Below are 25,344 nucleotides of genomic sequence, written 5' to 3'. Positions count from 1 at the left end.
CTGACATGCGATTTCCCAACCAACGTTTAGCGCAACTGTTTACTTTGCTGCAAAACGAAACGCTGCCGCAGGATGAGCTGGCGCAGCGGCTGTCGGTTTCTACTCGTACCGTGCGCGCCGACATTACCGCGCTTAACGCGTTGTTAGTGGAGTATGGCGCGCAATTCATACTCACTCGCGGCAGCGGCTATCAGTTGAAAATCGACGACCCGGCCCGCTACCAGACTCTGCAAGAGCATGCGCCGAAGCCGCAGCAGATTCCGCGTACGGCGGCGGATCGCATCAACTTTCTGCTGGTGCGCTTTTTGACCTCTGCGTTCTCCATTAAGCTCGAAGATCTGGCGGACGAGTGGTTTGTCAGCCGGGCGACGTTACAAAGCGATATGGCCGAAGTGCGCGAGCGCTTTCAGCGCTACCAGCTGACTCTCGAGACCCGCCCACGGCACGGTATGAGGCTGTTTGGCAGCGAAGTATCGATTCGCGCCTGCCTGACCGATCTGTTATGGCAACAGGCGCAGCAGGGGGGGATAAACCCGCTGATCGATGAAGAAGCGCTGAATTCGGATGTGCAGGAGCAGCTTGGGGACATGCTGCAGGAGATCCTGACCCGGCACCACGTGCGCCTCACCGATGAAGGCGAGCGCTTTATCCGGATGTACAGCGCAGTGACGGTGCGTCGCGTCAGCCAGGGTTATCCGCTGGCGGAATTCAGCGCGGAGGATGTCGCGCAAAACGTGCGGGATGCCGCGCGGGATCTGGCTGCGGTGCTGCAGCAGCTGGCGGGAAAGGCCCTCTCTCCGGCAGAGGAAGCGTGGCTGTGCGTACATCTTGCCGCCCGTCAGGTTCAGGACATCGATCCGGGTACCATCAGCGCCGACGATGGCGAAGCGCTGGTAAACTACATTCTGCGCTACATCAACAGCCAGTATAACTACAACCTGCTGGACGACACTCAGCTACATGCCGATCTGCTGACCCACGTTAAGACCATGATCACCCGGGTCCGCTACCAGATCATGATCCCCAATCCTCTGCTCGATAATATTAAGCAGCACTACCCGATGGCGTGGGACATGACTCTCGCTGCGGTGACCAGCTGGGGGAAATACACGCCCTATGCCATCAGTGAAAACGAGATTGGTTTCCTGGTATTGCATATTGGCGTCGGACTGGAACGTCATTACAACATTGGCTATCAGCGGCAGCCGCGGGTGCTGTTGGTATGCGATACCAGCAATGCGATGGTGCGGATGATCGAAGCCATTTTGCAGCGTAAATATCCGCAGTTAGAAATCGCCGCCACCCTGTCGCAGCGGGAGTATGAACAGCTGGCGGCGGTCGCTGAAGATTTTGTCATCTCGACCGTGCGGATTGGTGAAAAAGACAAGCCGGTGGTGACCATTGCGCCATTTCCGACCGATTATCAGCTGGATCAAATCGGCAAGCTGGTGCTGGTGGACAGGACCCGTCCGTGGGTGCTGAATAAATATTTCGATGCGGCCCATTTCCAGGTGATCGATGCGCCGATCGATCGGCAGACGCTGTTTGCCGGGCTGTGCCAGCAGCTGCAGCAGGAAGGATTTGTCGATGCCGGGTTCCATGACTCGGTGGTCGAACGCGAGGCCATCGTCAGCACCATGCTGGGCGACGGTATTGCGTTGCCTCACGCCCTTGGCCTGCTGGCGCAAAAAACCGTGGTCTATACCGTCATTGCGCCGAATGGTATCGCCTGGGGTGATGAAACGGCCCATATCATCTTCCTGCTGGCGATCAGCAAAAGCGAGTATGAAGAGGCGATGGCGATCTACGATATTTTTGTCACTTTCCTGCGCGAGCGCGCGATGGCCCGGCTTGCCGAGACACGCAGTTTCGATGAGTTCAAAGCGGTGGCGGTGGAGTGCGTCAGCCGTTTTTGAACGTCACTATCTCAAGCGGTGGACGACCTGATTGCTGCTGCCGCGCCAGATCAGCGCCGGATCTTTTAAATCTTCGACAAACTTGCCGTCGACCAGTACGTTAATCAGATCAACCACTTCCCGCTGCGCGTCGTTCAGCTCGTCGAGCTTATAACCGGTCCAGACCCAGATATCCTTGCCGGGGCATTCGGCGAGGATGCGGCGCACCAGCGCGAGGATCTCCGGCACGTTCTGCGGATGCAGGGGATCGCCGCCGGAAAGGGAGATCCCCTGGCGTTTGATCCGCGTGTCGTTGAGGTCGGCGATGATACGGTCGGCCATCTCGGTCGTGAACGGCAACCCGGAGTTGAGTCGCCAGGTGCTCTTGTTATAACAGCCGGGGCATTCGTGGACGCAGCCGGAGACGAACAGGGTGCAGCGAGTGCCGGGGCCGTTGACGATGTCGACAGGGTAATACTGATGGTAATTCATTGTTTCCTCTTCTCATTTGACGCTGCAGCGGCGTTGGCTGCGCTCGCTCGCCCGGGTCACTTACTACAGTAAGCTCCCCGGGACTGACTCGTTTGCCGCCTTGCTACAACGCCAACTGATTTGAGGAAACCTACGCTGGTGCGTTGTAGCCCGGATAAGCCGCTGGCGGCGCCTCCGGGGGGACGATGGTGAGATTAGCGTTGTAGCCCGGACAGGCCGCTGGCGTCGCTATCCGGGATGACGGTGGCGAAATTAGCCGATCTGCCCGTTACCCAAATGCTTAACGCGGCGTTTAACTTCTTCCTGCTTGCCGGCGTTGAACGGACGGGCGTCCGGGCTGCCGAGATAGCCGCAGACCCGTCGGGTGACCGACACCCGGGCGGCATCGTGGTTGCCACATTTCGGGCAGGTAAAGCCTTTACTGGTACATTCGAACTCGCCGGTAAAGCCGCACTCATAGCACTCATCGATCGGCGTGTTGGTACCGTAATAGGGGACATGCTGGTAGCTGTAATCCCAGACATCTTCCAGCGCTTTCAGGTTGTGCTGGATATTCGGGTATTCGCCGTAGCAAATGAAGCCCCCGTTGGCCAGCGGCGGATACGGCGCTTCGAAGTCGATCTTGTCGTACGGGTTAACCTTTTTCTCGACATCGAGGTGGAAGCTGTTGGTGTAGTAGCCCTTATCGGTCACCCCTTCAATGACGCCGAATTCGGCGGTATCAAGACGGCAGAAGCGATCGCAGAGGTTTTCGCTCGGCGTGCTGTACAGGCTGAAGCCGTAGCCGGTCTCTTCTTTCCAGCGGTCGACGGCGTCACGCAGACGTCGGACGATGGCGACGCCTTTTTCACGCAGCGCGTCGCTATCGTACATATGCTGGTTGCCAGACAGCGCGTTGATGGTTTCGTGGATACCGATATAGCCCAGCGAAATAGAGGCGCGACCGTTTTTAAAGATCTCTGATACATCGTCGTCGGCCTTCAGGCGTACGCCGCAGGCGCCTTCCATGTACAGGATCGGTGCCACGCGCGCTTTCACTCCTTCCAGGCGGGCAATGCGCGTCATCAGCGCTTTGTAAGCCAGCTCCAGACGGTTATCCAGCAGCTTCCAGAATGTCGCTTCATCACCTTTCGCTTCCAGCGCAATGCGCGGCAGGTTGAGGCTGATCACGCCGATATTGTTGCGGCCGTCGTGGATCTGCTCGCCGTTTTCTTCATAGACGCCGAGGAAGCTGCGACAGCCCATTGGCGTTTTAAACGAACCGGTGACTTTCACCACCTGATCGTAGTTGAGAATGTCCGGGTACATGCGCTTGCTCGCGCACTCCAGCGCCAGCTGCTTGATGTCATAGTTCGCGTCGCCGAACTTGTGGTTCAGGCCGTCGCGAATGGCGAACACCAGTTTCGGGAATACCGCAGTTTTGCGGTTTTTGCCCAGGCCGGCGATGCGGTTACGCAGGATAGACTGCTGAATCAGGCGGGATTCCCAGCTGGTGCCGAGACCAAAGCCAAAGGTGACGAACGGCGTCTGCCCGTTGGCGGTATGCAGAGTATTGACTTCGTATTCCAGCGACTGGAAGGCGTCGTAGCACTCTTTCTCGGTACGCGAGCGGGCATAGCCTTCCGCATCAGGGATCTGCCACTCTTCGGCAATTTTACGGTGCTTGTTGAAGCTTTCTTTGACGAACGGCGCCAGCACTTCATCGATGCGGTTAATGGTGGTGCCGCCATAAATGTGGCTGGCGACCTGGGCGATAATCTGCGCCGTTACCGCCGTGGCGGTGGAGATCGATTTCGGTGGTTCAATCTCCGCGTTGCCCATTTTAAACCCGTGCGTCAGCATCCCTTTCAGATCGATCAGCATGCAGTTGAACATCGGGAAGAACGGCGAATAGTCGAGATCGTGGTAGTGAATCTCACCGCGCTCGTGGGCAAGCACCACATCGCGCGGCAGCAGATGCTGGCGGGCGTAATGTTTGGCGACGATACCGGCCAGCAGGTCGCGCTGGGTCGGGATGACTTTACTGTCTTTGTTGGCATTTTCGTTAAGCAGGGACGAGTTGGTTTGCTCAACCAGACCGCGAATTTCCTGGTTCAGGCGGCCGCGTTTTTCACGCTCGATATCGCGGTCGTGGCGATATTCGATATAGGCCCGGGCCAGCTGTTTCCACGGCCCTGACATCAGCTGGTTCTCAACGGCAGTCTGAATCTCGTTGATATCAACCTGGCTACGGTCCTGCATTTGCTGGCTAACGACTTCTGCGACGGTGGCGCAATAGTCTGCGTCATCGACTCCCGCTGCTTTAGCTGCACGCAGAATTGCTTCTTTAATGCGCTCAGATTTGAACGGCACTTTACAGCCATCACGTTTCATCACATGCGGTGTCATGATCACTCCATACTTTATAAAACAGGTTATCCACAGAGGCGGAAGTATCGCCGGCGTCGCGGGGGCTTTAGCTGCCGCCGTTTTGCGTCGGTTCCGGCCCTTTTTATCCACATCCCACCACCGCCACAGAACGATGGGATGTGCTGACATAATAGACGATTAATACAAGATGTAGGGCCGGGATGCATTCTAAGTTCTATATGTAGTGATTTGCATCAAAGATGTTTGCGATTTTATTGACCCAGAACAAAGTAAAAAGACGAGAGTACGGATGGTGGGCGCTGGGCGTTATGTAAATTTATCTGACTATAAAATAAGCAAAAAATGGCCTGAAGGGGGGAAGTATTCAGGCCGGAAATGCCCTGCGTCAGGCCATCAGGGTGTCATTGAGCAGATCGACCAGCAGCAGCAGGGCATAGCGTGCCAGCTGCGGACTATCGGGAAGGGGAATAATATCGGCGGCCATATTGGCCAGCGCATGCTGTGGCGGCGTTAGCGCGATGATGGTGACGCCCTGGGTTCGCGCCTGGAGCGTTGCGCTTTGTAAAACCGTATCGGCCTCGGCGGTCACCAGTACCAGCAGCAGATGATCGTCGCTGAGGGTGCTGGCGGTCATGCGCATCAGCGAGGCATCCTGACACAGGTTAATGGCAATGCCGGCGGGCAGCAGCTGATGCTGGAGTAGCGATGCCAGCGCCGTATCCTGGGCGCCGAGGGCAAAGCAGTGGACGGCGCGGGCCTCGCGCAGCCGGGATTTGAGCTTTTCCACCGCCGTTTCCGAGGTATTCGCCAGCTGCTGGGCGAGGGTGGAGCCAAGATAGCTCAGCGCGTCCCGCCAGGCGGCGGGCAGGGCATTGCTGTCCGGCGCCAGCCAGCTGGCGCGGCGCTCGCTGGCCTGCGCCAGCTGTTTGCGCAGATCGCGAATATCCTCGCAGCCGACGGAGCGGGCAAAGCGGGTGATCGTCGCCGGGCTGACGCCGGCGCTGGCGGCCAGTTCGTCGATAGAAGCGCTGGCGGTAAAGCTTAAGTTTTTCAGGATAAACGCGGCGACTCGCGACTCCTGAGCGCTAAAACGAACTAACCCTTCCTGCAACTGACCTACGATATCCATCCTGACTGTCCCTTTCTCCGGAAGATGATTTGAAAATATTTTTCACTTATCGCTTTCTGCCATTTATAGCACCAGTACAGAGTTTTTCCTAATGACAGGCGAAGTCAGCGCTGAAAAAACGCAATAATAATGCTGAAAAATTCATCCCCGATCACATCGGTGAAAATTATTTTCATATAGCCTTCACTCTTACACAATCTTAACAATATATTCATGTATGCCTTGACGGGCCAGATCACGAAACCACAAGAGGAAAACGCGATGCAACGAATCGTTCTGTGTTGTGCGGCGGGCATGTCGACCAGCATGCTGGTCAACAAAATGAAGGCGGAAGCGCAGCAGCGCGCGCTGGCGCTGGATATTTACGCCGTTGCGGTGGCGGAGTTTGAGCGCGAGCTGGCCAATGCCGATGTGATCCTGCTGGGTCCGCAGGTGAAGTATGAAGCCGGGCGCCTGAGCGCGCTGGCCGCTCCGCACGGTAAAGCGGTGGCGGTGATTGATATGGCCGACTACGGCATGATGCGCGGCGCGGCCGTGCTCGATAAGGCGCTTTCGCTGCTTAATCACTGATTTTTCTCTCTTAAATCTGAACCACCACGCGCAATCATGCCGGTTGCGTGCGGCTCTCTGTATGCCGAAAGGGGCCTCTATGCAAACACTGAAAATCGCCGTGATTGGCGGCGGCAGTAGCTACACGCCGGAGCTTATTGAAGGAATTATCGTTCGTTATGAGCAGCTTCCGGTCACCGAGCTGGCGCTGGTCGATGTTGAATCCGGCAGGGAGAAGGTCGGGATTATCGCCGCGCTGACGCAACGGATGTTGAAACACAAAGGGCTGGAGCACGTTACCGTCAGCGTCCATTTTACGCTTGATGAGGCGATTCGCGGCGCCAGCTTTGTCTTAACCCAGCTGCGCGTCGGCCAGCTGGCAGCGCGCGCGGCGGATGAACGCCTTGGGCTGAAGTATCATCTGCTGGGGCAGGAGACTACCGGCGTCGGCGGATTCGCTAAGGCACTGAGGACCATTCCGGTGATCCTTGAGGTGGCGCGCAAAGTGGAAGCGCTGGCGCCGGAGGCGTTTATTCTCAACTTCACCAACCCGGCGGGGATCGTCACTGAAGCGGTGAGCCGCTACAGCAAGGCAAAGATCATTGGCCTGTGCAACGTGCCCATTAATATGCAGCACATGATCGCCGGCATGCTGGGCGCCAGAGAGGAGGAGGTCAAACTGCGTTTTGCCGGCCTCAACCATATGGTCTGGGTGCATAAGGTCATGCGCGGGGGCGAAGATGTCACCCGCAAGGCGATCGACATGCTGTGTGATGGCCAGGCGCTGTCGATGAATAACATCAAGGAGCTGCCGTGGCCGGCGGAATTTCTGCGGGCGCTGAACGCGATTCCCTGCCCGTATCACCGCTACTTCTGGCTGACGCCGGCGATGCTGGCGGAAGAGATCGCCGCGGCGAAAAGCAAAGGCACCCGCGCCGAGCAGGTGATGAAGGTCGAACAGGAGCTGTTCGCGCTGTACGCCGATCCGGCGCTGGCTGAGAAACCGGCGCAGCTCAGCTTCCGCGGCGGGGCCTACTACTCCGAAGTTGCCGTGGAACTGATTACCGCCATCCACAACAATCTCGGTAAGGAGATGGTGGTCAACACCCGCAACAACGGCGCGATTCACGGGCTGGATGATGACGCGGTGGTGGAGACCAACAGCATTATTGATGCCCAGGGGGCACGGCCGCTCACCTTTGGCGCATTGCCTCCGGCGATGAATGGCCTGACGCAACAGGTGAAAGCGTTCGAACGGCTGACCATTGAAGCCGCGGTCCACGGCTGTCGCGACAGCGCGCTGCTGGCGCTGGTGACCAACCCGCTGGTGGGGAACGTCACCGATGCGCAGGCGTTACTGGATGAAGTGTTAACTATCAACCGTCAGTGGCTGACGCAATTTAACTGACCATTATTTCCTTCGGGGATCGCAAATGTCGAACACTACCTTCATTGAACGTTACGTCATGCCTGCGGCGCTGAAATTCGCCGGGCAAAAACATGTTCTGTCCGTACGCGACGGCATTATTCTTAATATGCCGTTTATGCTGATTGGTTCGTTTTTCCTGATTTTTGCCTATCTGCCGATTCCGGGCTATGCCGATATGATGAGCGGCCTGTTCGGCGATGTCTGGCGCGATAAAATTCTCTATCCGGTGAAAGCGACCTACGACATCATGGCGCTGATCTCCAGCTTCGGCATCGCTTACCGGCTGGCAGAGAAATACCGTACGCTGGATCCGCTGACCGCAGGCGCCCTGTCGCTGGTCGCTTTTGTGATGACCATTCCACAGCACACGCTGTTCACCCCGGTCCACGGGGCGGCGGAGGTGGTGAAAGGGGTGATTCCGGTCGGGCTGGTCGGTAGCCAGGGGCTGTTTGTGGCGATCGTGATTTCGCTGCTCTCTACTGAGATTTACCGCTTTGTCGCCGGGCGTAATCTGGTTATTCGCATGCCGGACGGTGTACCGCCGGCGGTGGCGAAATCCTTCCTCGCGCTGATCCCCGGATTCTGCGTGCTGGCGGTGGTGCTGGCGCTGCGTCTGGCCGTGGAAGCCTCCTCGTTCGGCGATATCAACAGCATGATCGCGACCATTATCGGTATTCCGATGCACCATATCGGCGGTACGCTACCGGGGATGATTATCTCGGTTATCCTGATCGGTATCCTGTGGACGCTGGGCCTGCACGGTGATGCTATCGTGCTGGTGTTTATCCAGCCGGTGTGGCTGTCGAATATGTCCGAAAACCTGACGGCGTTTCAGAACGGCCAGCCGATTCCGCACATTATTACGCAGCAGTTTTACGACCTGTGGATCGCCCCGGGCGGTACCGGAGCGCTGCTTGGGCTGGTGATTTTTATGCTGTTCAGAAGCCGTAGCCAGCAGATGAAGCAGTTAGGGAAAATCGCCGCGCCGGGCGCGTTGTTCAACATCAGCGAACCGATGGTATTCGGCATTCCGCTGGTGATGAACCCCTGGTTCTTCCTGCCGTTTATTTTGACGCCGGTGCTGCTGGTGATTGTTTCGTATACCGCGATGGCCACCGGGCTGGTGGCGCCGCCGGCGGGGATTGCGCTACCGTTTACCACGCCGATTTTTATCAGCGGCTACCTGGCGACGGGCGGGCATATTTCCGGGACTATTCTGCAGGTCGTTAACCTGAGTATTTCGCTGGTGGTCTATTACCCGTTCTTCCGGGCGTGGGATCGTCTGAAAGCGAAAGAGGAACATGCGGCGACGCAGTCGGAAGTGAGCGCTACGCTGTCTGCGGCTGACCGCACGTAACGTCTGCTCACTCCGGCGCGGCAGCGCCGCTGTCCGGGCTACCGGCTCGCCGAAGTTTGCGAACCCGTAGCCCGGTTACAGGCAGCGCTCCAGGGGTTACTCCTGCAGCCACCATACCGCTTCAAACGGCCGTAGGGTCATGGCGGCCGGGCGATTCGCCGCTTCCGCGTAATTGCTCATCAATACCTGCCAGTCGCCGTCCACCTCCTCCGGCTGCCAGCTCTGGAACTCGCGGCTCAGGTTCGCCGCGACAACCAGCGTTTTCCCTTGCCACTGGCGGCGATAACACCACAGCGACGGATGATCAGGCTGCAGGTCCAGATAGTCGCCCCAGGTCAGCACCGGCGTGGTTTTACGCAGCGCAATCAGCCGCTGGTAGGTGTAAAAGACGGAATCCGCATCCGCCAGCGCCGCCTCGACGTTGATCGTCTGATAGTTATCGCACAGCGCAATCCACGGTTCACCGGCGGTAAATCCGCCCTGGTCGCGAGCGTCCCACTGCATCGGCGTGCGGCTGTTATCGCGCGATTTACTGGCCAGAATCGCCAGCAGCTCATCGGGAGCCTGTCCCTGCGCCGAGCGCTCAATAAACATGTTATGACTCTCGACGTCGCGATAATCGCCGATCTGCGAGAAGTGCGGATTGGTCATGCCAATCTCTTCGCCCTGATAAATATAGGGAGTGCCCTGCATGCCGTGCAGGACCATCGCCAGCATTTTCGCCGCCGGTACCCGGTATTCCCCTTCATCGCCAAAACGCGACACGATACGTGGCTGATCGTGGTTACACCAGAACAGCGCATTCCACGCCCGGTTGTGCATGCCTTGCTGCCAGTGAGTGAACAGCGCTTTCAGCGCCACGTAGTCCGGGCGCGCAAGGGTCCATTTTTCGCCGCCGGGATAGTCCACCTTCAGATGGTGGAAGTTAAAGGTCATCGACAGCTCGCGGCCGTCCTGTGCGGCATATTGCTGGCAATGTTCCAGCGAGGTAGAGGACATCTCGCCGACCGTCATCAGATTACGCGGCGTGAAGACATCGCGGCTCATCTCCTGCAGGAATTCGTGGACCCGCGGACCGTCGGTATAAAAACGGCGGCCATCCCCCTGGGTATCCGACGGGAAGGTTTGATCTTTCGAAATCAGGTTGACCACATCGAGGCGCAGGCCGTCGACGCCGCGGTCGGCCCAGAACTCGCACACCTTTTTGAGTTCCGCACGGACCGCCGGGTTTTCCCAGTTGAGATCTGCCTGCTCCGCGGCGAACAGATGCAGATAGTACTGCCCGCTCTCCGCGTGCCACTGCCAGGCGTTGCCGCCAAACTTCGAGCGCCAGTTATTGGGCGGCGTCGTCGGTTCGCCATCGCGCCAGATATAAAACTGGCGGTACGGACTCGCTTTATTCAACGACTCGCGAAACCAGGCGTGGGCGGTAGAGGTATGGTTGAAAACCATATCCAGCACGATACGGATCCCGCGCGCTTTTGCCTGGGCGACCAGCTCGTCGAAATCATCCAGCGTGCCGTAAGTGGGATCGATGGCGGTATAGTTCGCCACATCGTAGCCGTTATCGACCTGCGGTGAGACGTAGAAAGGCGTCAGCCAGATGGCGTCCACGCCAAGTTTTTGCAGGTAGTCGAGGCGCGAGGTGACCCCACGCAGATCGCCGGTACCGCTGCCGGTTGTGTCCTGGAAACTCTTCGGATAAATTTGATAAATAACGCCGTTTTGCCACCAGTGGGGGAGGGTATTCATATCGCTTTCCTGCTACAACGAAGGGGCGCCAGCGCGCCCCGGAAGAAAAAATCAGACAATCTGTAATGTGCCCTGACGGAACTTACGCTGATAGATGACGGTGGTGAGAACAATCGGCACCACCACCGCAATGACCATCGCTAAGCCGAATACCTGCCAGTAAGTTGGCTGAATGGAGAGGATGCCCGGAAGGCCGCCGACGCCGATCCCGTTCGCCATGACGCCATTCAGGCCGCACAGCAACCCGGCAAGACCGGAGCCGATCATCGCGCAGAGCATCGGGAAGCGGTATTTCAGGTTGATCCCGTACATCGCTGGTTCGGTTACCCCGAGGTAGGCCGAGATAGCGGCCGGTACGGAGATCTCACGTTCGTTCTGTTTGCGGCTGGCGATAATAATCCCCACCACTGCCGACGCCTGAGCGATGTTGGACAGCGCAATCAGCGGCCATACCGGCGTACCGCCCATGCTTTGAATCATCTGCATATCGATAGCCAGCGTGGTCTGATGGACCCCGGTAATGACCAATGGCGCGTAGAGGAAGCCGAACAGCGCGGCGCCAATCGGCGCAAAGCTACCGGTCATCAGGTGGCGCACGGCAAAGGCGACGCCGTCGCCGATCATGCGGCCAAACGGACCGATAAAGGCGTGAGCGAGGAACACCGCCAGAATCAGGGAGCAGACCGGTACCACCACCAGATAGAGGTAGTCAGGCACGATGCGTTTCAGGCGCGTTTCGATAAAGCCGAGCGCCAGACCCGCCAGCAGCGCCGGGATGACCTGCGCCTGGTAGCCGACCTTCGCAATCGTAAACAGGCCGAAGTTCCACACTTCCGGCACCTGCTGGCCCAGTAGATAGGCGTTCATCAGCTGTGGAGAGACCAGCGTGACGCCGAGCACGATGCCGAGGATCGGCGTACCGCCCATTTTCTTCACCGCTGACCAGCAGATACCCACCGGCAGATAGAAGAAGATGGCTTCGCCAATTAGCCACAGGAAGTCATAAATGGTTTTCAGCGACGGATGCATCTGCGCCAGCGTCTGGCCGTTGCTCATCGGCAGATCGCCGATCACATTACGGAAACCGAGGATCAGACCGCCGCTGATCAACGCCGGTAGCAGCGGGAAGAAGATCTCGGCAAAGTGCGAGATCAGCTGCTCGTGCCACTTCATATTTTGCCGCGCCGCCTGCTTGGCCTGTTCCTTATCGGCAGACGCTTTGCCGGTGGTCGCCAGCAGGGCTTTGTAGTAATCGCCGACTTCTGTGCCGATCACGACCTGGAACTGCCCGGCGTTGGTAAAGCAGCCTTTCACCATGCGCAGCTGCTCAATTTCTTTCGGTTTGGCGATGGCCGGATTGTTCAGCACAAAGCGTAGACGGGTAATACAGTGACTGACGGTCGCAATGTTATCGCGCCCGCCGACCAGTTCGATTAATTTATCGATGTCCTGCTGATTTACTTTGCTCATTATGAGGCCTCAAAACAGAGGGAAGAGATTGCGTAATGACCTGAGACGAATCCTAACCGCTCCGTTCAACTTTCAAAATGGGAACGTTCCCGAAACGCAGCAACGATCACATAAATCCAACAAACGGGCTTAAATCAGCGCGGCGGGAATGACGATTTGACGAGGTTCTGCCTGGCCGCCGATCTGGGCGATCAGCTGTTGGGCCGCCTGGCGACCGGCCTCGGCGTAACCGGGATTCACGGTCAGGATTTCCGGATGGAGAAACTTCATCAGCGGCGTACTGCCGACGCTGGCGACCTGCAGATGTCCAATGCGTTGCTCTTGCAAATACTTGCTGGCGCCGAGGGCGAGGGTATCGGTCGCGCACACCAGCGCGCTGGTATCGGGGGTCAATACGCCGGCGACATTTTCATAACCCTGTTTCATGGCCAGGCCCGGCAGGGCGGCGGACGGGATCAACTGATGCTGCTCGCAAAAATTGAGGTAGGCCTGATGGCGGCGCTGCCCGGTGGTGACGTCGCTATGCGGTACCCCGAGGAAGCTGATATGCCGATGACCGCCATCGTACAGACGCTGCATCAGCATGTTCACCGCGCCGTTGTCGTCGTAGCAGACGGAGGCGAATCCCGGCGCGTCGCGGGCCAGCAGCACCATCGATTCCCGCCACGGCGTCAGCATCTCTTCGCTAATGCCGGTAAAGCCAAACAGTACCACGCCGTCGATATTGCGGCGGGCGAGGATCCCCAGGTGCTCGCCGACCAGCGCGGGAGAGAACTGGCTTTCCATCATAATCGGATCGTAACCTTGCTCGTAAAAGGCGGGCAGCATGGTCTGTACGGCAAGGTTTTCCGACAGCGAGTCCAGACGGGTGACGATAATCGCCACCACTTTATCGCTCTGACCACGCATCGCCCGCGCTGAGCGGGAGGGCGAGAAGCCGTGCTGTTGCATCACCGCCTCGACCCGTTCACGGGTGCGCTCATTGACGCCGCTTTCGTTATTAAGCACGCGGGATACCGTCGATTTCCCGACGCCGCTTAAGCGCGCGATATCTTTGATGGTCAGCCGGTTTTGCATGCAGAGGTCTCGTCGTGGTCCGATAAAAGTGAGCCTAATGCTACTCAACCAAACCGCAATGAGCAAAGTCTGGTTTACGTCTTGTTTAGTTACGCGGGGTTATCATTAAGACAGTGGCTATAAATTGCCTGTTGCTCGCGGTACTCTCGCGCCGCTTTTACTCACTTACCGGAGATTATATGGACCCCGATCCCACTCCTCATCCTCGATGGAGTTACATCCTTTTCCGGTAAGCCTGCTTAGCACTGCTTTACCGGAAGCGTAAAGCAGTGACGTCCTTGATGTCCCTGCCATAAAAAAATAATACCTGACAGGTAAGGTTCTATCGTGCCTGTCTGTTTTGCCGCGTTCGTCTGTACGAGCGTGGAGGGACTGTTTATGCTGAAAAATATCACCCGGCAGCTGTTTGCACAGCTCAGCCGCCATTTGCCGCGCCGACTGGTTCAGCGCGATCCGTTACCTGATGCCCGCAATCTGGCCACTGCGCCGATTCCGGATTCGTTGGGTAAACACTGCCTGAACGTGGCGGCAATGGACGAAAATGAAATCTGGCGCGCCTTCGAAAGCCACCCGGAAGGGCTTAACGACGCCGACGTTGCGCGGAAAATTGCCCGCTACGGCGATAACCAAATTCCGGCACAAAAACCGGCGCCGTGGTGGGTGCACCTCTGGACCTGCTACCGCAACCCGTTCAACCTGCTGTTGACCGTGCTGGGTATCGTCTCGTATGCGACGGAAGACCTGTTTGCCGCAGGCGTGATTGCGCTGATGGTGGGGATCTCCACGCTGCTCAATTTCATTCAGGAAGCCCGCTCGACCAAAGCGGCGGATGCGCTGAAGGCGATGGTCAGCAACACCGCGACGGTGCTGCGGGTGGTCAACGAACAGGGCGAAAGCCGCTGGTGCGAACTGCCGATTGATCGGCTGGTGCCTGGCGATATCGTGAAGCTGTCGGCCGGGGATATGATCCCGGCAGACCTGCGTATTCTTCAGGCGCGGGATCTGTTCGTGGCCCAGGCGTCGCTGACCGGTGAATCGCTGCCGGTCGAAAAAGTGGCGAGCAGCCGCGACCCTCAGCAGGGCAACCCGCTTGAGTGCGATACCCTGTGCTTTATGGGCACCAACGTGGTGAGCGGAACGGCGCAGGCGATGGTCTTCGCCACCGGCGGCAACACCTGGTTTGGTCAGCTGGCCGGGCGGGTAAGCGAGCAGGAGAGCGAACCCAATGCCTTCCAGAAAGGCATCAGCCGCGTCAGCATGCTGTTGATCCGCTTTATGCTGGTGATGGCGCCGGTGGTGCTGCTGATCAACGGCTACACCAAAGGCGACTGGTGGGAAGCGGCGCTGTTTGCCCTGTCGGTGGCGGTGGGCCTGACGCCGGAGATGCTGCCCATGATTGTCACCTCGACCCTGGCACGCGGGGCGGTGAAGCTGTCGAAACAGAAAGTCATTGTGAAGCACCTCGACGCGATTCAGAACTTTGGCGCGATGGACATCCTGTGCACGGATAAAACCGGCACCCTGACTCAGGATAAAATCGTGCTGGAAAACCATACCGATATTTCCGGTAAGGTCAGCGAGCGGGTTCTGCATTGCGCATGGCTGAACAGCCACTATCAGACCGGGTTGAAAAACCTGCTCGATAAGGCCGTGCTGGAAGGCGTGGATCTGGATGCGGCGCGCCAGCTTTCTGAACGCTGGCAGAAAGTCGATGAAATTCCCTTCGACTTCGAACGTCGCCGTATGTCGGTGGTGGTGAGTGAACAAGACGGCGTGCATCAGCTGATCTGCAAAGGTGCGCTCCAGGAGATCCTCAACGTCTCGACCCAGGTGCGCCACAATGGTGAAATCGTGCCGCTGGACGATACCATGCTGCGCCGTATCAAACGCGTCACCGATACCCTGAATCGCCAGGGGCTGCGCGTGGTGGCGGTGGCGACTAAATATCTGCCCGCCCGCGAAGGTGACTATCAGCGCATTGACGAGTCCGATCTGATCCTTGAAGGCTATATCGCCTTCCTCGACCCGCCGAAAGAGACCACCGCCCCGGCGCTGAAAGCGCTGAAGGCCAGCGGCATTACCGTCAAAATCCTCACCGGCGATAGCGAGCTGGTGGCGGCGAAGGTGTGCCATGAAGTGGGGCTGGACGCCGGCGAGGTGGTCACCGGTAGCCAGATTGAAGACATGAGCGATGACGAGCTGGCGGCGCTGGCCAAACGCACGACCCTGTTTGCACGTCTTGCGCCGTTACATAAAGAGCGCATCGTCACGCTGCTTAAACGCGAAGGCCATGTGGTCGGCTTTATGGGCGACGGCATCAACGATGCTCCGGCGCTGCGCGCGGCGGATATCGGTATCTCCGTGGATGGCGCGGTGGATATTGCGCGCGAAGCTGCGGATATTATTCTGCTGGAAAAAAGCCTGATGGTGCTGGAAGAGGGGGTGATCGAAGGTCGCCGTACTTTCGCCAACATGCTGAAATACATCAAAATGACCGCCAGTTCGAACTTTGGTAATGTCTTCAGCGTGCTGGTGGCGAGCGCCTTTTTGCCGTTCCTGCCGATGCTGCCACTGCACTTGCTGATCCAGAACCTGCTGTACGATGTATCCCAGGTGGCGATCCCGTTTGATAACGTCGACGACGAGCAGATTCAAAAACCGCAGCGCTGGAATCCCTCGGAACTGGGGCGCTTTATGGTCTTCTTTGGCCCGATAAGCTCGATTTTCGATATCCTGACCTTCTGCCTGATGTGGTGGGTGTTCCAGGCCAACGTGCCGGAAGCCCAGACGCTGTTCCAGTCGGGCTGGTTTATTGAAGGGCTGCTGTCGCAAACGCTGATTGTGCATATGATCCGTACGCGGCGGATTCCGTTTGTTCAGAGCCGCGCCGCATGGCCGCTGTTTGCCATGACGCTGGTGGTGATGCTGGTTGGCATCGCTCTGCCGTTCTCGCCGCTGGCGGGCTATCTGCAGCTGCAGGCCCTGCCGCTGAGCTACTTCCCGTGGCTGATTGCCATTCTGGCAGGCTACATGACGCTGACGCAGATGGTAAAAGGCTTCTACAGCCGTCGCTACGGCTGGCAATAACCCGTCTTTGTGCCGACCGTTCTCCCTCAGGGGAGGACGGTCTTTTTGGCATTTCTCTTAAATCTCAGAAAGTTGTGAACCCCGTCATCCCGTTTGCTTGACGCTCTTTTGCGCGCATGTTAACCCAATGTTTTGCTTTTTTTTGGCCCGTCATCAAAAGGAAAACTCATGCTTAACTCTGTGCGCAATGGCCTGCTGACCAGCGGATTATTATTTGGCGCGATGGCACATGCCGCTCCGGCCGGCGATCTGCCGCTGATGCCGTGGCCGGCTCAGGTCGAACGCCCGCAGTCGCCGGGGGCGTTGGTGGTGAATAACGCGCTGACGCTGAACGTGACCGGCGACGTGCCCGGCGACGCCGTGGGCCGCTGGCGCGAGCGCATTGCCCGCCAGACCGGCTGGACGTTACAACCGCAAATGGCGCCGGTTACCACGCCGACAATTAACGTGGTGGTGGCCAAAAAAGTGCCGGCGATTCCTCGTCCTGACAGTGATGAAAGCTACCAGCTGAAGGTGACCGCCGAGGGCGTTACCCTCAAGGCGAATACCCGGTTTGGCGCGATGCGCGGGATGGAAACGCTGCTCCAGCTGATGCAGAACGGCGCCGAAAACACGGCAATTCCTTACGTCACGATTGATGATGCGCCGCGCTTCCCGTGGCGCGGTCTGCTACTGGATTCCGCTCGCCACTTCATGCCGCTGGAGGCGATCAAACGCCAGATTGACGGCATGGCGGCGGCCAAGCTCAACGTCTTCCACTGGCATCTGACCGACGATCAGGGCTGGCGCTTCGCCTCCACGCGGTATCCGAAACTGCAACAGAAGGCCAGCGACGGGCTGTTTTATACTCAGGCGCAGATGAAAGAGGTGGTGCGCTACGCGGCGGACCGCGGCATTCGCGTGGTGCCGGAAATCGATATGCCCGGCCACGCGTCGGCGATTGCGGTGGCCTACCCGGAGCTGATGAGCGCCCCGGGGCCCTACGGCATGGAGCGCCATTGGGGCGTACTGAAACCCGTGCTCGATCCCAGCAAAGAGACCACCTACGCCTTTGCCGAGGCGATGATCGCCGAGCTGGCGGCTATTTTCCCCGACCCGTATCTGCATATCGGCGGGGATGAAGTGGACGACAGTCAGTGGAAAGCGAACCCGACTATCCAGGCGTTTATGCGCGAGAAGGGGCTGGCCGATAGCCACGCGCTGCAGGCGTACTTCAACCGCAGGCTGGAGGCGATCCTCGAAAAATACCACCGGCAGATGGTCGGCTGGGATGAGATTTATCACCCGGACCTGCCGAAAAGCATTCTGATTCAGTCCTGGCAGGGACAGGACGCGCTGGGCGAGGTGGTAAAGCAGGGCTATCGGGGGATCCTCTCCACCGGTTTCTATCTCGACCAGCCGCAGTACACTGCCTATCACTATCGTAATGAAATTGTGCCCCAGGGGCTGAACGGCGTGGATACGATAAGTGATAACGACAGCGCGCAGAGCTGGAGCTTCTCGATGCCACGGCTGAAGGGCAGCGCGGTGGAGGGAAGCTTTACACTGGTTAAAGGCGAGAGCGGCTGGCGCGGGTTTATTGATTTCAAAGGCAAATCTCGTCGTGCGGTGCAGGATATTGAATGGGGCGGCGACGATCGGCTGACCTTTCGCGTCGACACCTGGATGGGGGAAACCCGACCGGTGCTGACCGTGAACGACGATAAGCTGGGCGGCTATTTCCTGCTGGGCAACACCCGCTATCCTGTCAGCGGGCAAAGGCTGGAAGCGGTGCCCCAGGGTACGCCGCCGGTGGTCCCGGAGGCGGACCAGCAGAAGAACCTGCTCGGCGGCGAGGCGGCGCTATGGGCGGAAAACGTGGCGGCGCCGGTGCTGGATATTAAACTCTGGCCGCGGGCCTTTGCGGTGGCGGAGCGGTTGTGGTCGGCGCAGGATGTCAACGACAGCGATAACATGTATCAGCGGCTACAGGCGATGGACAGCTGGTCTACGGTGTCGGTTGGCCTGCAGCAACATACCCAGCAGCTGGTGCAGTTCACGCGCTTAGCCAACGGCGGCAGCACGCTGCCGCTGCAAATTCTCGCCCAGGCGCTGGAGCCGGCGCACTACTACACCCGCCAGCATCTGAAATTCCAGGCTAATCATTATCATCTGTTTGAGCCGCTGAACCGCCTCGCCGATGCGTTACCGGCAGAAAGTACGACCGTGCGCAACCTCGATCGTTGGGCGTCGCGTTTGATCAGCGATGCGGAAGACAGCGAAAGCGCGGATGCGCTGCGCCATATTTTTACCCTCTGGCAAAATAATATCGCCGATGCGCAGGCGCTGACGGAAAACAGCTATCAGCTGGCGGCGATAAAGCCGGTGGTGGCGCAGGTGGATAAGCTGGCGACGCTGGGGATACGGTTGACCGATCTGGTGGCGCGGCAGGGCACGCTGGATGATAAAGAGTATGCGTCGGTTCAGGCGCAGCTGGACGAGGCGGCGAAAACGCAGGATGAGCTGGTGATTGCGGCGGTTTATCCGCTGGAGAAACTGCTGCGGGCGACGAAGGTCGAGTAGTGAAACTCCCTCACCCGGCGCGGTAATAAAGGCGCATGGGTGAGGGGATGCGAGGCTTAGCGACGAATGGCGATCGCTTCGATCTCGATTTTCACATCTTTCGGCAGGCGAGCCACTTCCACGCAGGAGCGCGCCGGGAAGGTCGCGTGATGTTCGGTGAAGAACGCTTCATAAGCGGCATTCACGGTGGCGAAGTCGTTCAGATCTTTAACGAATACGGTCGTTTTAACAATGTCGCCGACTTTCAGGCCTGCGGCTTCAACGATAGCTTTGACGTTGTCCAGAGACTGACGCGCCTGAGCGGCGACATCTTCCGGCACGCTACCGGTTTTCGGATCGACGGGGATCTGGCCGGAAGTGATGATCATGCTGCCCAGATCAACACCCTGAACATACGGGCCGATTGCTGCTGGTGCATTTTCCGTCGCGATAGTTTTAGACATGAGTTCTCCTGAATAACAGCATTATTAAGTAGTGACGCAAAATCCTTCGAGTTGCAGCGACGCGGCAAGGGGCGAACCGCCCGCGCGGCCGACAAAGAAGCAGCTTGAAGGATAGCGCGTATGGAACCCGGCCATTATAGGGAGCCGGGTTGCCAATACCAACCTCAATTAGTTGGCCAGAACCACATAATGCGAAAACTCTTTTTCACAATATTTGCACTTCAGCGCGATATCGTTTTCCCGCTTTTTCACCGCAAAGCTGGAGGAAACCGGCTCGGCATGGCTGATACAGTTGCTGTTCGGGCAGACCAGCACGCTGTTAATCCGATCCGGCAGATTCGGGCGTGACTTACCGACTACTTCATAATCATCGATGCGGTTGACCGTCGCATGCGGGGCATACAGCGCCAGCTGGTTTACCTGCTCGTCGGTCAGGAACGTATTCTCGATTTTTACCAGGTCCTTGCGGCCCATTTCACCTGACGGCAGGTTCAGGCCGATGGTGATCCGCTGATCCGTTTCGGTCAGTTTGAACAACGTCAGCAGTTTAAAGCCCACCTGCGCAGGGATGTGGTCGATAACGGTGCCACGTTTAATGGCTTCTACCTGCAGTTTATTATCGTGTGTCATGGTCGTTTCCCCTTACAGAGCCAGCTCGCTATTCAGTACCAGTGCCAGTAACGCCTGGCGTGCGAAGATGCCGTTGCCGGCCTGCTGGAAGTACCAGGCGTGCGGCGTTTTATCGACATCGGTGGTGATTTCATCAATGCGCGGCAGCGGGTGCAGCACTTTCATATTGTGACGGGCGCCGTCGAGGTCGGCGGCACGCAGGACAAACTGCGCTTTCACGTTGGCGTATTCCGACGGGTCAAGACGCTCTTTCTGCACGCGGGTCATGTACAGAATATCCAGCTCTCCCATCACTTCATCAATGGCGCTGTGCACGCTCCAGGCAATCCCTTTCTCATCCAGCATATCGAGGATGTACTGCGGCATCGCCAGCGCATCCGGGGCGATAAAGTAGAAGCGGTTGCCGTTGAATTTCGCCAGCGCCTGGGTCAGCGAATGGACGGTGCGGCCATATTTGAGGTCGCCAACCATCGCGACGTTGAGGTTTTCCAGGCGGCCCTGAGTTTCCTGAATGGTGAAGAGATCCAGCAGGGTCTGCGTCGGGTGCTGGTTAGCGCCATCGCCGGCGTTGAGGACCGGGATACCGCCGGAAAACTCGGTCGCCAGACGCGAAGCCCCTTCCTGCGGATGGCGCATCACGATGGCGTCGACGTAGGTGCTGATGACCGAAATGGTGTCGGCCAGGGTTTCCCCTTTTTTGCCCAGCGAGGTGTTGCTGCTGTCGGAAAAGCCCACCACGCTGGCGCCGAGGCGGTGCATCGAGGTTTCAAACGACAGGCGGGTACGGGTGGAGGCTTCAAAGAAACAGCTGGCGATAACCTTATGCTTCAGCAGTTCCGGCTGTGGATTCGCTTTCAGTTTTGCAGCGGTCGCCAGAACCAGTTCGAGGTCTTCTCGGCTGAGATCGTTTATGGAAATGATATGTTTTTGATATAGCGGGTTAGCCATGTTTATCTCCTGACGCCTGGGCAAAAAAAAAGCCCCTTAAATAAGGGGCTTCGAGAATTCATTGAGCAACGGAAAGAAAAACGCTACGCCAGCGCCTGTGTTCAGACGCGGTAAGACAAAATGTCGTACGCAGTAGACCATGCTTCCTCCCGGCAAATCGACCGGCATTATACGCAGCTCAAATTTCGGATCAAGCGATTAGTACACAAACAAGAAAACGATTGCTTCGATAAGGCTGCGCCAGCGCAAAAAACCGTAAAAAAGAGGTGGTATGGCAGTGTGAAGGGGCGTATAAAAACAAAAATGAAAAGCTGTTTTATCTTTGAGAGGTACTATGATCGTTGGTCACATTCACCATCTGCAGGCCTGGCTACCGGACGCGTTGCGTCAGGCGATTGAGCACGTTAAAGCCCACGTGAGCGAAGAGACGTCGCCCGGCAAATACGATATTGACGGTAACAACGTGTTTTATATGATTTCAGAAGATACGACCGAACCTCTTGCCGCCCGCCGCGCGGAATACCATGCGCGCTATCTGGATATCCAGATTGTGCTGCGCGGCCAGGAGGCCATGACCTTCAGCACCCGCCCTGCCGCCGGCGCAGCGGACATCGACGGGCTGGCGGAGAGAGATATTGCGTTTCTGTCGGCCGGCGAACAGGAGAAAACCGTCATTCTGAACGAGGGGGATTTTGTGGTCTTTTACCCTGGAGAAGTGCATAAGCCGCTGTGTGCCGTGGGCGAACCGGCCAAAGTGCGTAAGGCGGTAGTGAAGATCCTGATGGCGTAAAAAATCCCCCGCAGGCGCTACGCTTACGGGGGAGGTCATCCGGATGAAGGCTCTTGTGCCGCAATCCGGGGAGATCATCCGCTAGCCGGTCAGGCGCGATAGCACCGCTCCGGGATGATCCGTACCAGATGCGCTATTTACTCAGCGTTGCCACCATCACCGCTTTGATGGTGTGCATCCGGTTTTCCGCCTGATCGAAGACGATGCTTGCCGGCGACTCAAAGACCTCGTCAGTCACTTCCATGCCGCCATGCAGGCCGTATTCCTCCGCCATCTGCTGACCAAGGGTCGTTTGATCGTCATGGAATGCGGGCAGGCAGTGCAGAAATTTCACCTGCGGATTACCGGTCAGCGCCATCATGTTGCTATTCACCTGATAAGCGCGCAGTAACGCAATGCGTTCCGCCCATTTCTCTTTGGCTTCGCCCATCGAGACCCACACGTCGGTGTAGATAAAGTCCGCCCCTTGCACGCCCGCCGCGATATCTTCGGTCAGAGTGATGTTGCCGCCGTTTTTCTGTGCCAGCGCCCGGCATTCTGCCACCAGATTTTCTTCGGGCCAGCAGGCCTTCGGAGCCACCAGGCGCAGATCCAGACCGGTCAACGCCGCGGCTTCGAGCATGGAGTTGCCCATATTGTTGCGGGCGTCGCCTGCATAGACCAGGGTCATTTCGTTAAAGGCTTTCCCCGGCAGATGTTCCTGCATGGTCAATAGATCTGCCAGCAGCTGGGTGGGATGAAACTCGTTGGTCAGACCGTTCCATACCGGAACACCGGCATATTTGGCCAGCGTTTCGACCACTTCCTGACCATGACCGCGGTACTGAATACCGTCATACATCCGGCCCAGCACGCGGGCGGTATCTTTAATGGATTCTTTATGGCCGATCTGGCTGCCGCTTGGCCCGAGATAAGTGACGCGGGCACCCTGATCAAATGCGGCAACTTCGAAAGAGCATCGTGTCCGGGTAGAGTCTTTTTCGAAGATGAGCGCGATGTTTTTTCCAGCCAGATGCTGGATTTCAATACCGTTTTTTTTATCGGTTTTCAGTCTGGCCGCCAGCTTCAGCAGAGCGGTGATTTCTGCAGGGGTAAAATCGAGTAACTTTAAAAAATGCTTCTGGTAAAACGCGGACATGATTCCCTCACATGGCTTAAGCCCCTTATTGAATTAAAATTCAATTTATATGTATGAATATTCATTTGCAACCCCGTGACACAAATCTTTCGCACAAAGGTGGAGGCAATCACGGCGGTATGTGACAATAGAAGTATCTGCCGCACATTATGAGGAACGAGCCATGGCAAACCCGGAACTACTGGAAGAACAGCGTGAAGAAACGCGTCTGATTATCGAAGAGCTGCTCGAAGACGGCAGCGATCCGGACGCGCTGTACACGATTGAACACCATCTCTCTGCCGACGACTTTGAAACGCTGGAGAAAGTGGCTGTCGAGGCCTTCAAACTGGGTTACGAAGTGACCGAGCCGGAAGAGCTGGAAGTGGAAGAAGGCGAAGTGGTTATCTGCTGTGACATCCTGAGCGAAAGCGCCCTGAAGGTGGAGCTGATTGATGCCCAGGTTGAACAACTGATGACTCTGGCGGAAAAATTCGGCGTCGAATATGACGGTTGGGGTACTTACTATGAAGACCCGAACGGTGAAGAGGGCGATGAAGAAGATGACGACGATCTCGTCGATGAAGACGATGACGGCGTTCGCCACTAAGTAAATCTGCACGTCATCCTTCAGGCCGCGTCTTTGCTGGCTACGCACAGGAACCCCGGCGACATCGTTCTCTATGTTGTCGGGGTTTTCGTCTCGTTATACCCTGAACAATAATATTGTGTCTGTTTGGATGCGATAACGGCCGGCAGCCGTTACCGTATAGCAAGGAACCTCAATGGACTACCCGCAAATACTCGCCCCCGTAAGTCACTTCCTGCACTGCCCGACGCCACAGGCGTGGATTGATGAAGCCCGTAAGCCGGAAAATCTCCCGCTGCTGCTGACCGATCATATGGTTTGTGAGCTAAAAGCGGCGCAAAACGCGCTGCTGCTGGTGCGTAAATATGTTGCTGATAAAGAAGGGGCCGACGAGCTGCTGGCCTGCCTGAAGCCGTATGAGGACTTTACCTATCGCCGGGGGCCCGAGCCGGATTTCGTCGCGCTGCATAAACGGATTAATAAGAGCGCCATGCCGCAAACCGACGATCGCTGGAGCCGTCAGCTGGTGGACAGCATGGTACTGCTGATTAAAGAAGAGCTGCACCATTTCTGGCAGGTGCGGGAGATGATGCAGGCTCACGCTATCCCGTACGTCAAAATCACCGCCAGTAATTATGCCCGCGGGTTGCGCAGAGAGGTACGCTCCCACGAACCGGTGATGCTCATCGATAAGCTGATTTGCGGAGCCTACATTGAAGCGCGCTCCTGCGAGCGCTTTGCCGCGCTGGCGCCGTGGCTGAATGACGATCTGCAGAAGTTCTATCTGTCGCTGCTGCGCTCCGAAGCGCGGCACTATCAGGACTATCTGGATTTGGCGCAGCAGATTGCCGAAGAGGATATCAGTGAACGTATTCACCAGCTTGGCGAGGCGGAGGCGGCGTTAATTCTCCGACCTGAGGCGGAGTTCCGCTTCCACAGCGGCGTACCGATGGTCGCGGCGTAAAGTGCCTTTCCCCGGAGGCGGGTCCGGACGACCAAACCTGACGAGGCCCGGCTAACGGCGCTGCACGCCTTATTCGGGGTATCTGAGGGGGAGAGCCCGTCGCCCCGGTAAGACCGGGGACGCGCGGCTGACGGGCACGAGCGCTTACAGCGTTTTCAGCATCCGCACTTCGCAATCTACATGACCGGTGCAGCCCAGCGGGCCGTCGATATGTTCGAAACCCAGGCGCTCATACAGCCCGACGGCTTCTTTCAGGAAGGCGGTGGTTTCCAGATAGCAGCGTTTGAAACCCTGCTCGCGGGCATAATCTAACGCCAGCAGCGCCAGCTTTTTCGCCAGTCCCTGCCCACGGGCAGAGGTCATAAAATACATTTTCTGCAGTTCGCAAATATCCGGTTCGCTATGTGCCAGCGGAGCAATGCCGCCGCCACCGACCACCCGACCATCCTGCTCAACCACCCAATAGGCGGAGCCCGGCTGGCTGTAGAGTTCAAACAGCTCATCGAGGTTGGGGTCGGCTACGGTGTAGCCCTTATCAGCCGTCAGCCCGTATTCCGCAGAAACCTGGCGGATAACGTTGGCGATAGCAGCATTGTCTTCAGCGGTGATGCGGCGCAGCGACGCCGTAACGGTCGCGATCGTATTCATACGATTACTCATAGCAAAAAAATGACGGATGGTGTTGTTAATAACA

Annotated in this window: 24 protein-coding genes; 10 read left to right on the top strand and 14 right to left on the bottom strand. The window is 57.6% G+C overall.

Annotated elements, in window-relative coordinates:
- Positions 1–5 precede the first annotated feature (5 nt).
- Positions 6–1,916, top strand: a complete 1,911-nt coding sequence (locus OQV00_RS23805; protein WP_015585303.1) for a BglG family transcription antiterminator — start codon at positions 6–8, stop codon at positions 1,914–1,916.
- A 6-nt stretch (positions 1,917–1,922) separates the two neighbouring features.
- Here OQV00_RS23805 and nrdG read toward each other — a convergent pair whose 3' ends face one another.
- The 3 genes from nrdG to OQV00_RS23790 all read right to left on the bottom strand — a co-directional run bounded on the left by nrdG (position 1,923) and on the right by OQV00_RS23790 (position 5,886).
- The gene (gene nrdG / locus OQV00_RS23800) at positions 1,923–2,387 is read right to left on the bottom strand and encodes an anaerobic ribonucleoside-triphosphate reductase-activating protein (RefSeq protein WP_004857235.1); all 465 of its coding nucleotides are present in this window, start codon (positions 2,385–2,387) and stop codon (positions 1,923–1,925) included.
- 252 nt (positions 2,388–2,639) lie between these two features.
- Positions 2,640–4,775: an anaerobic ribonucleoside-triphosphate reductase gene (nrdD, locus tag OQV00_RS23795; RefSeq protein WP_004857238.1), complete on the bottom strand. Its 2,136-nt coding sequence runs from the start codon at positions 4,773–4,775 to the stop codon at positions 2,640–2,642.
- 367 nt (positions 4,776–5,142) lie between these two features.
- Positions 5,143–5,886: a MurR/RpiR family transcriptional regulator gene (locus OQV00_RS23790; RefSeq protein WP_015585302.1), complete on the bottom strand. Its 744-nt coding sequence runs from the start codon at positions 5,884–5,886 to the stop codon at positions 5,143–5,145.
- 306 nt (positions 5,887–6,192) lie between these two features.
- On the opposite strand from OQV00_RS23790, the gene OQV00_RS23785 reads away from it, so the two are divergent.
- The 3 genes from OQV00_RS23785 (at position 6,193) to celB (ending at position 9,221) form a co-directional block, all read left to right on the top strand.
- On the top strand, positions 6,193–6,456 hold the full coding sequence (locus OQV00_RS23785; RefSeq protein WP_230132549.1) for a PTS sugar transporter subunit IIB: 264 nt from the start codon (positions 6,193–6,195) through the stop codon (positions 6,454–6,456).
- A gap of 79 nt (positions 6,457–6,535) precedes the next feature.
- Positions 6,536–7,843: a 6-phospho-beta-glucosidase gene (locus OQV00_RS23780; RefSeq protein WP_004857248.1), complete on the top strand. Its 1,308-nt coding sequence runs from the start codon at positions 6,536–6,538 to the stop codon at positions 7,841–7,843.
- 25 nt (positions 7,844–7,868) lie between these two features.
- A complete protein-coding gene (gene celB / locus OQV00_RS23775; RefSeq protein WP_004857251.1) occupies positions 7,869–9,221 on the top strand; it encodes a PTS cellobiose transporter subunit IIC in 1,353 nt (450 codons plus the stop codon).
- Between the two features lie 96 nt (positions 9,222–9,317).
- Here the strand turns inward: celB and treC are convergent, their stop codons facing one another.
- From treC to treR, 3 genes are all read right to left on the bottom strand, one after another.
- The gene (gene treC / locus OQV00_RS23770; RefSeq protein WP_152292696.1) at positions 9,318–10,973 is read right to left on the bottom strand and encodes an alpha,alpha-phosphotrehalase; all 1,656 of its coding nucleotides are present in this window, start codon (positions 10,971–10,973) and stop codon (positions 9,318–9,320) included.
- 51 nt (positions 10,974–11,024) lie between these two features.
- The gene (gene treB / locus OQV00_RS23765) at positions 11,025–12,443 is read right to left on the bottom strand and encodes a PTS trehalose transporter subunit IIBC (protein WP_004857263.1); all 1,419 of its coding nucleotides are present in this window, start codon (positions 12,441–12,443) and stop codon (positions 11,025–11,027) included.
- Between the two features lie 129 nt (positions 12,444–12,572).
- Positions 12,573–13,520 carry a trehalose operon repressor TreR gene (treR, locus tag OQV00_RS23760; RefSeq protein ID WP_004857268.1) on the bottom strand — a complete coding sequence of 316 codons (948 nt, stop codon included), beginning with the start codon at positions 13,518–13,520 and terminating at the stop codon, positions 12,573–12,575.
- A 179-nt stretch (positions 13,521–13,699) separates the two neighbouring features.
- On the opposite strand from treR, the gene mgtL reads away from it, so the two are divergent.
- The 3 genes from mgtL to OQV00_RS23750 all read left to right on the top strand — a co-directional run bounded on the left by mgtL (position 13,700) and on the right by OQV00_RS23750 (position 19,169).
- The gene (gene mgtL, locus OQV00_RS27195; protein ID WP_155417144.1) at positions 13,700–13,753 is read left to right on the top strand and encodes a mgtA regulatory leader peptide MgtL; all 54 of its coding nucleotides are present in this window, start codon (positions 13,700–13,702) and stop codon (positions 13,751–13,753) included.
- Between the two features lie 145 nt (positions 13,754–13,898).
- Complete coding sequence (gene mgtA, locus OQV00_RS23755; RefSeq protein ID WP_015585300.1) at positions 13,899–16,607, top strand: magnesium-translocating P-type ATPase; 2,709 nt, start codon at positions 13,899–13,901, stop codon at positions 16,605–16,607.
- Between the two features lie 168 nt (positions 16,608–16,775).
- The gene (locus tag OQV00_RS23750; protein ID WP_069476300.1) at positions 16,776–19,169 is read left to right on the top strand and encodes a beta-N-acetylhexosaminidase; all 2,394 of its coding nucleotides are present in this window, start codon (positions 16,776–16,778) and stop codon (positions 19,167–19,169) included.
- 56 nt (positions 19,170–19,225) lie between these two features.
- Here OQV00_RS23750 and ridA read toward each other — a convergent pair whose 3' ends face one another.
- The 5 genes from ridA to OQV00_RS23725 form a co-directional block, all read right to left on the bottom strand.
- Positions 19,226–19,612, bottom strand: a complete 387-nt coding sequence (gene ridA, locus OQV00_RS23745) for a 2-iminobutanoate/2-iminopropanoate deaminase (RefSeq protein ID WP_004857278.1) — start codon at positions 19,610–19,612, stop codon at positions 19,226–19,228.
- Between the two features lie 168 nt (positions 19,613–19,780).
- Positions 19,781–20,242 (bottom strand): aspartate carbamoyltransferase regulatory subunit, encoded by a 462-nt coding sequence (gene pyrI / locus OQV00_RS23740; RefSeq protein WP_004857283.1) that lies wholly within the window; start codon positions 20,240–20,242, stop codon positions 19,781–19,783.
- A 12-nt stretch (positions 20,243–20,254) separates the two neighbouring features.
- The gene (gene pyrB / locus OQV00_RS23735) at positions 20,255–21,190 is read right to left on the bottom strand and encodes an aspartate carbamoyltransferase (protein ID WP_004857285.1); all 936 of its coding nucleotides are present in this window, start codon (positions 21,188–21,190) and stop codon (positions 20,255–20,257) included.
- Between the two features lie 2 nt (positions 21,191–21,192).
- On the bottom strand, positions 21,193–21,252 hold the full coding sequence (locus tag OQV00_RS23730; protein ID WP_112150686.1) for a pyrBI operon leader peptide: 60 nt from the start codon (positions 21,250–21,252) through the stop codon (positions 21,193–21,195).
- The gene (locus OQV00_RS23725; RefSeq protein WP_088402672.1) at positions 21,227–21,331 is read right to left on the bottom strand and encodes a pyrBI operon leader peptide; all 105 of its coding nucleotides are present in this window, start codon (positions 21,329–21,331) and stop codon (positions 21,227–21,229) included. Before OQV00_RS23725 ends, OQV00_RS23730 begins: the two co-directional genes overlap by 26 nt.
- Positions 21,332–21,524: 193 nt before the next feature.
- On the opposite strand from OQV00_RS23725, the gene OQV00_RS23720 reads away from it, so the two are divergent.
- Positions 21,525–21,980, top strand: coding sequence for a YhcH/YjgK/YiaL family protein (locus OQV00_RS23720; RefSeq protein WP_004857287.1), 456 nt, complete (start codon positions 21,525–21,527; stop codon positions 21,978–21,980).
- A 133-nt stretch (positions 21,981–22,113) separates the two neighbouring features.
- Here OQV00_RS23720 and argF read toward each other — a convergent pair whose 3' ends face one another.
- Positions 22,114–23,118, bottom strand: coding sequence for an ornithine carbamoyltransferase (gene argF, locus OQV00_RS23715; RefSeq protein ID WP_004857290.1), 1,005 nt, complete (start codon positions 23,116–23,118; stop codon positions 22,114–22,116).
- The gene (argL, locus tag OQV00_RS27190; RefSeq protein ID WP_371033352.1) at positions 23,088–23,183 is read right to left on the bottom strand and encodes a putative translational regulatory protein ArgL; all 96 of its coding nucleotides are present in this window, start codon (positions 23,181–23,183) and stop codon (positions 23,088–23,090) included. Before argL ends, argF begins: the two co-directional genes overlap by 31 nt.
- Positions 23,184–23,281: 98 nt before the next feature.
- On the opposite strand from argL, the gene rraB reads away from it, so the two are divergent.
- On the top strand, positions 23,282–23,707 hold the full coding sequence (gene rraB, locus OQV00_RS23710) for a ribonuclease E inhibitor RraB (RefSeq protein ID WP_004857292.1): 426 nt from the start codon (positions 23,282–23,284) through the stop codon (positions 23,705–23,707).
- Positions 23,708–23,882: 175 nt separating this feature from the next.
- A complete protein-coding gene (gene miaE / locus OQV00_RS23705; protein WP_266279521.1) occupies positions 23,883–24,650 on the top strand; it encodes a tRNA isopentenyl-2-thiomethyl-A-37 hydroxylase MiaE in 768 nt (255 codons plus the stop codon).
- A gap of 144 nt (positions 24,651–24,794) precedes the next feature.
- Here the strand turns inward: miaE and OQV00_RS23700 are convergent, their stop codons facing one another.
- Positions 24,795–25,298: a GNAT family N-acetyltransferase gene (locus OQV00_RS23700; RefSeq protein WP_004857300.1), complete on the bottom strand. Its 504-nt coding sequence runs from the start codon at positions 25,296–25,298 to the stop codon at positions 24,795–24,797.
- Positions 25,299–25,344 lie beyond the last annotated feature (46 nt).

Source organism: Klebsiella sp. DY2415, from assembly GCF_026314315.1.
Taxonomy (GTDB): domain Bacteria; phylum Pseudomonadota; class Gammaproteobacteria; order Enterobacterales; family Enterobacteriaceae; genus Klebsiella; species Klebsiella ornithinolytica.
The sequence above is the reverse complement of the archived record's forward strand: the minus strand, read 5'-3'. Positions and strand labels throughout refer to the sequence as shown.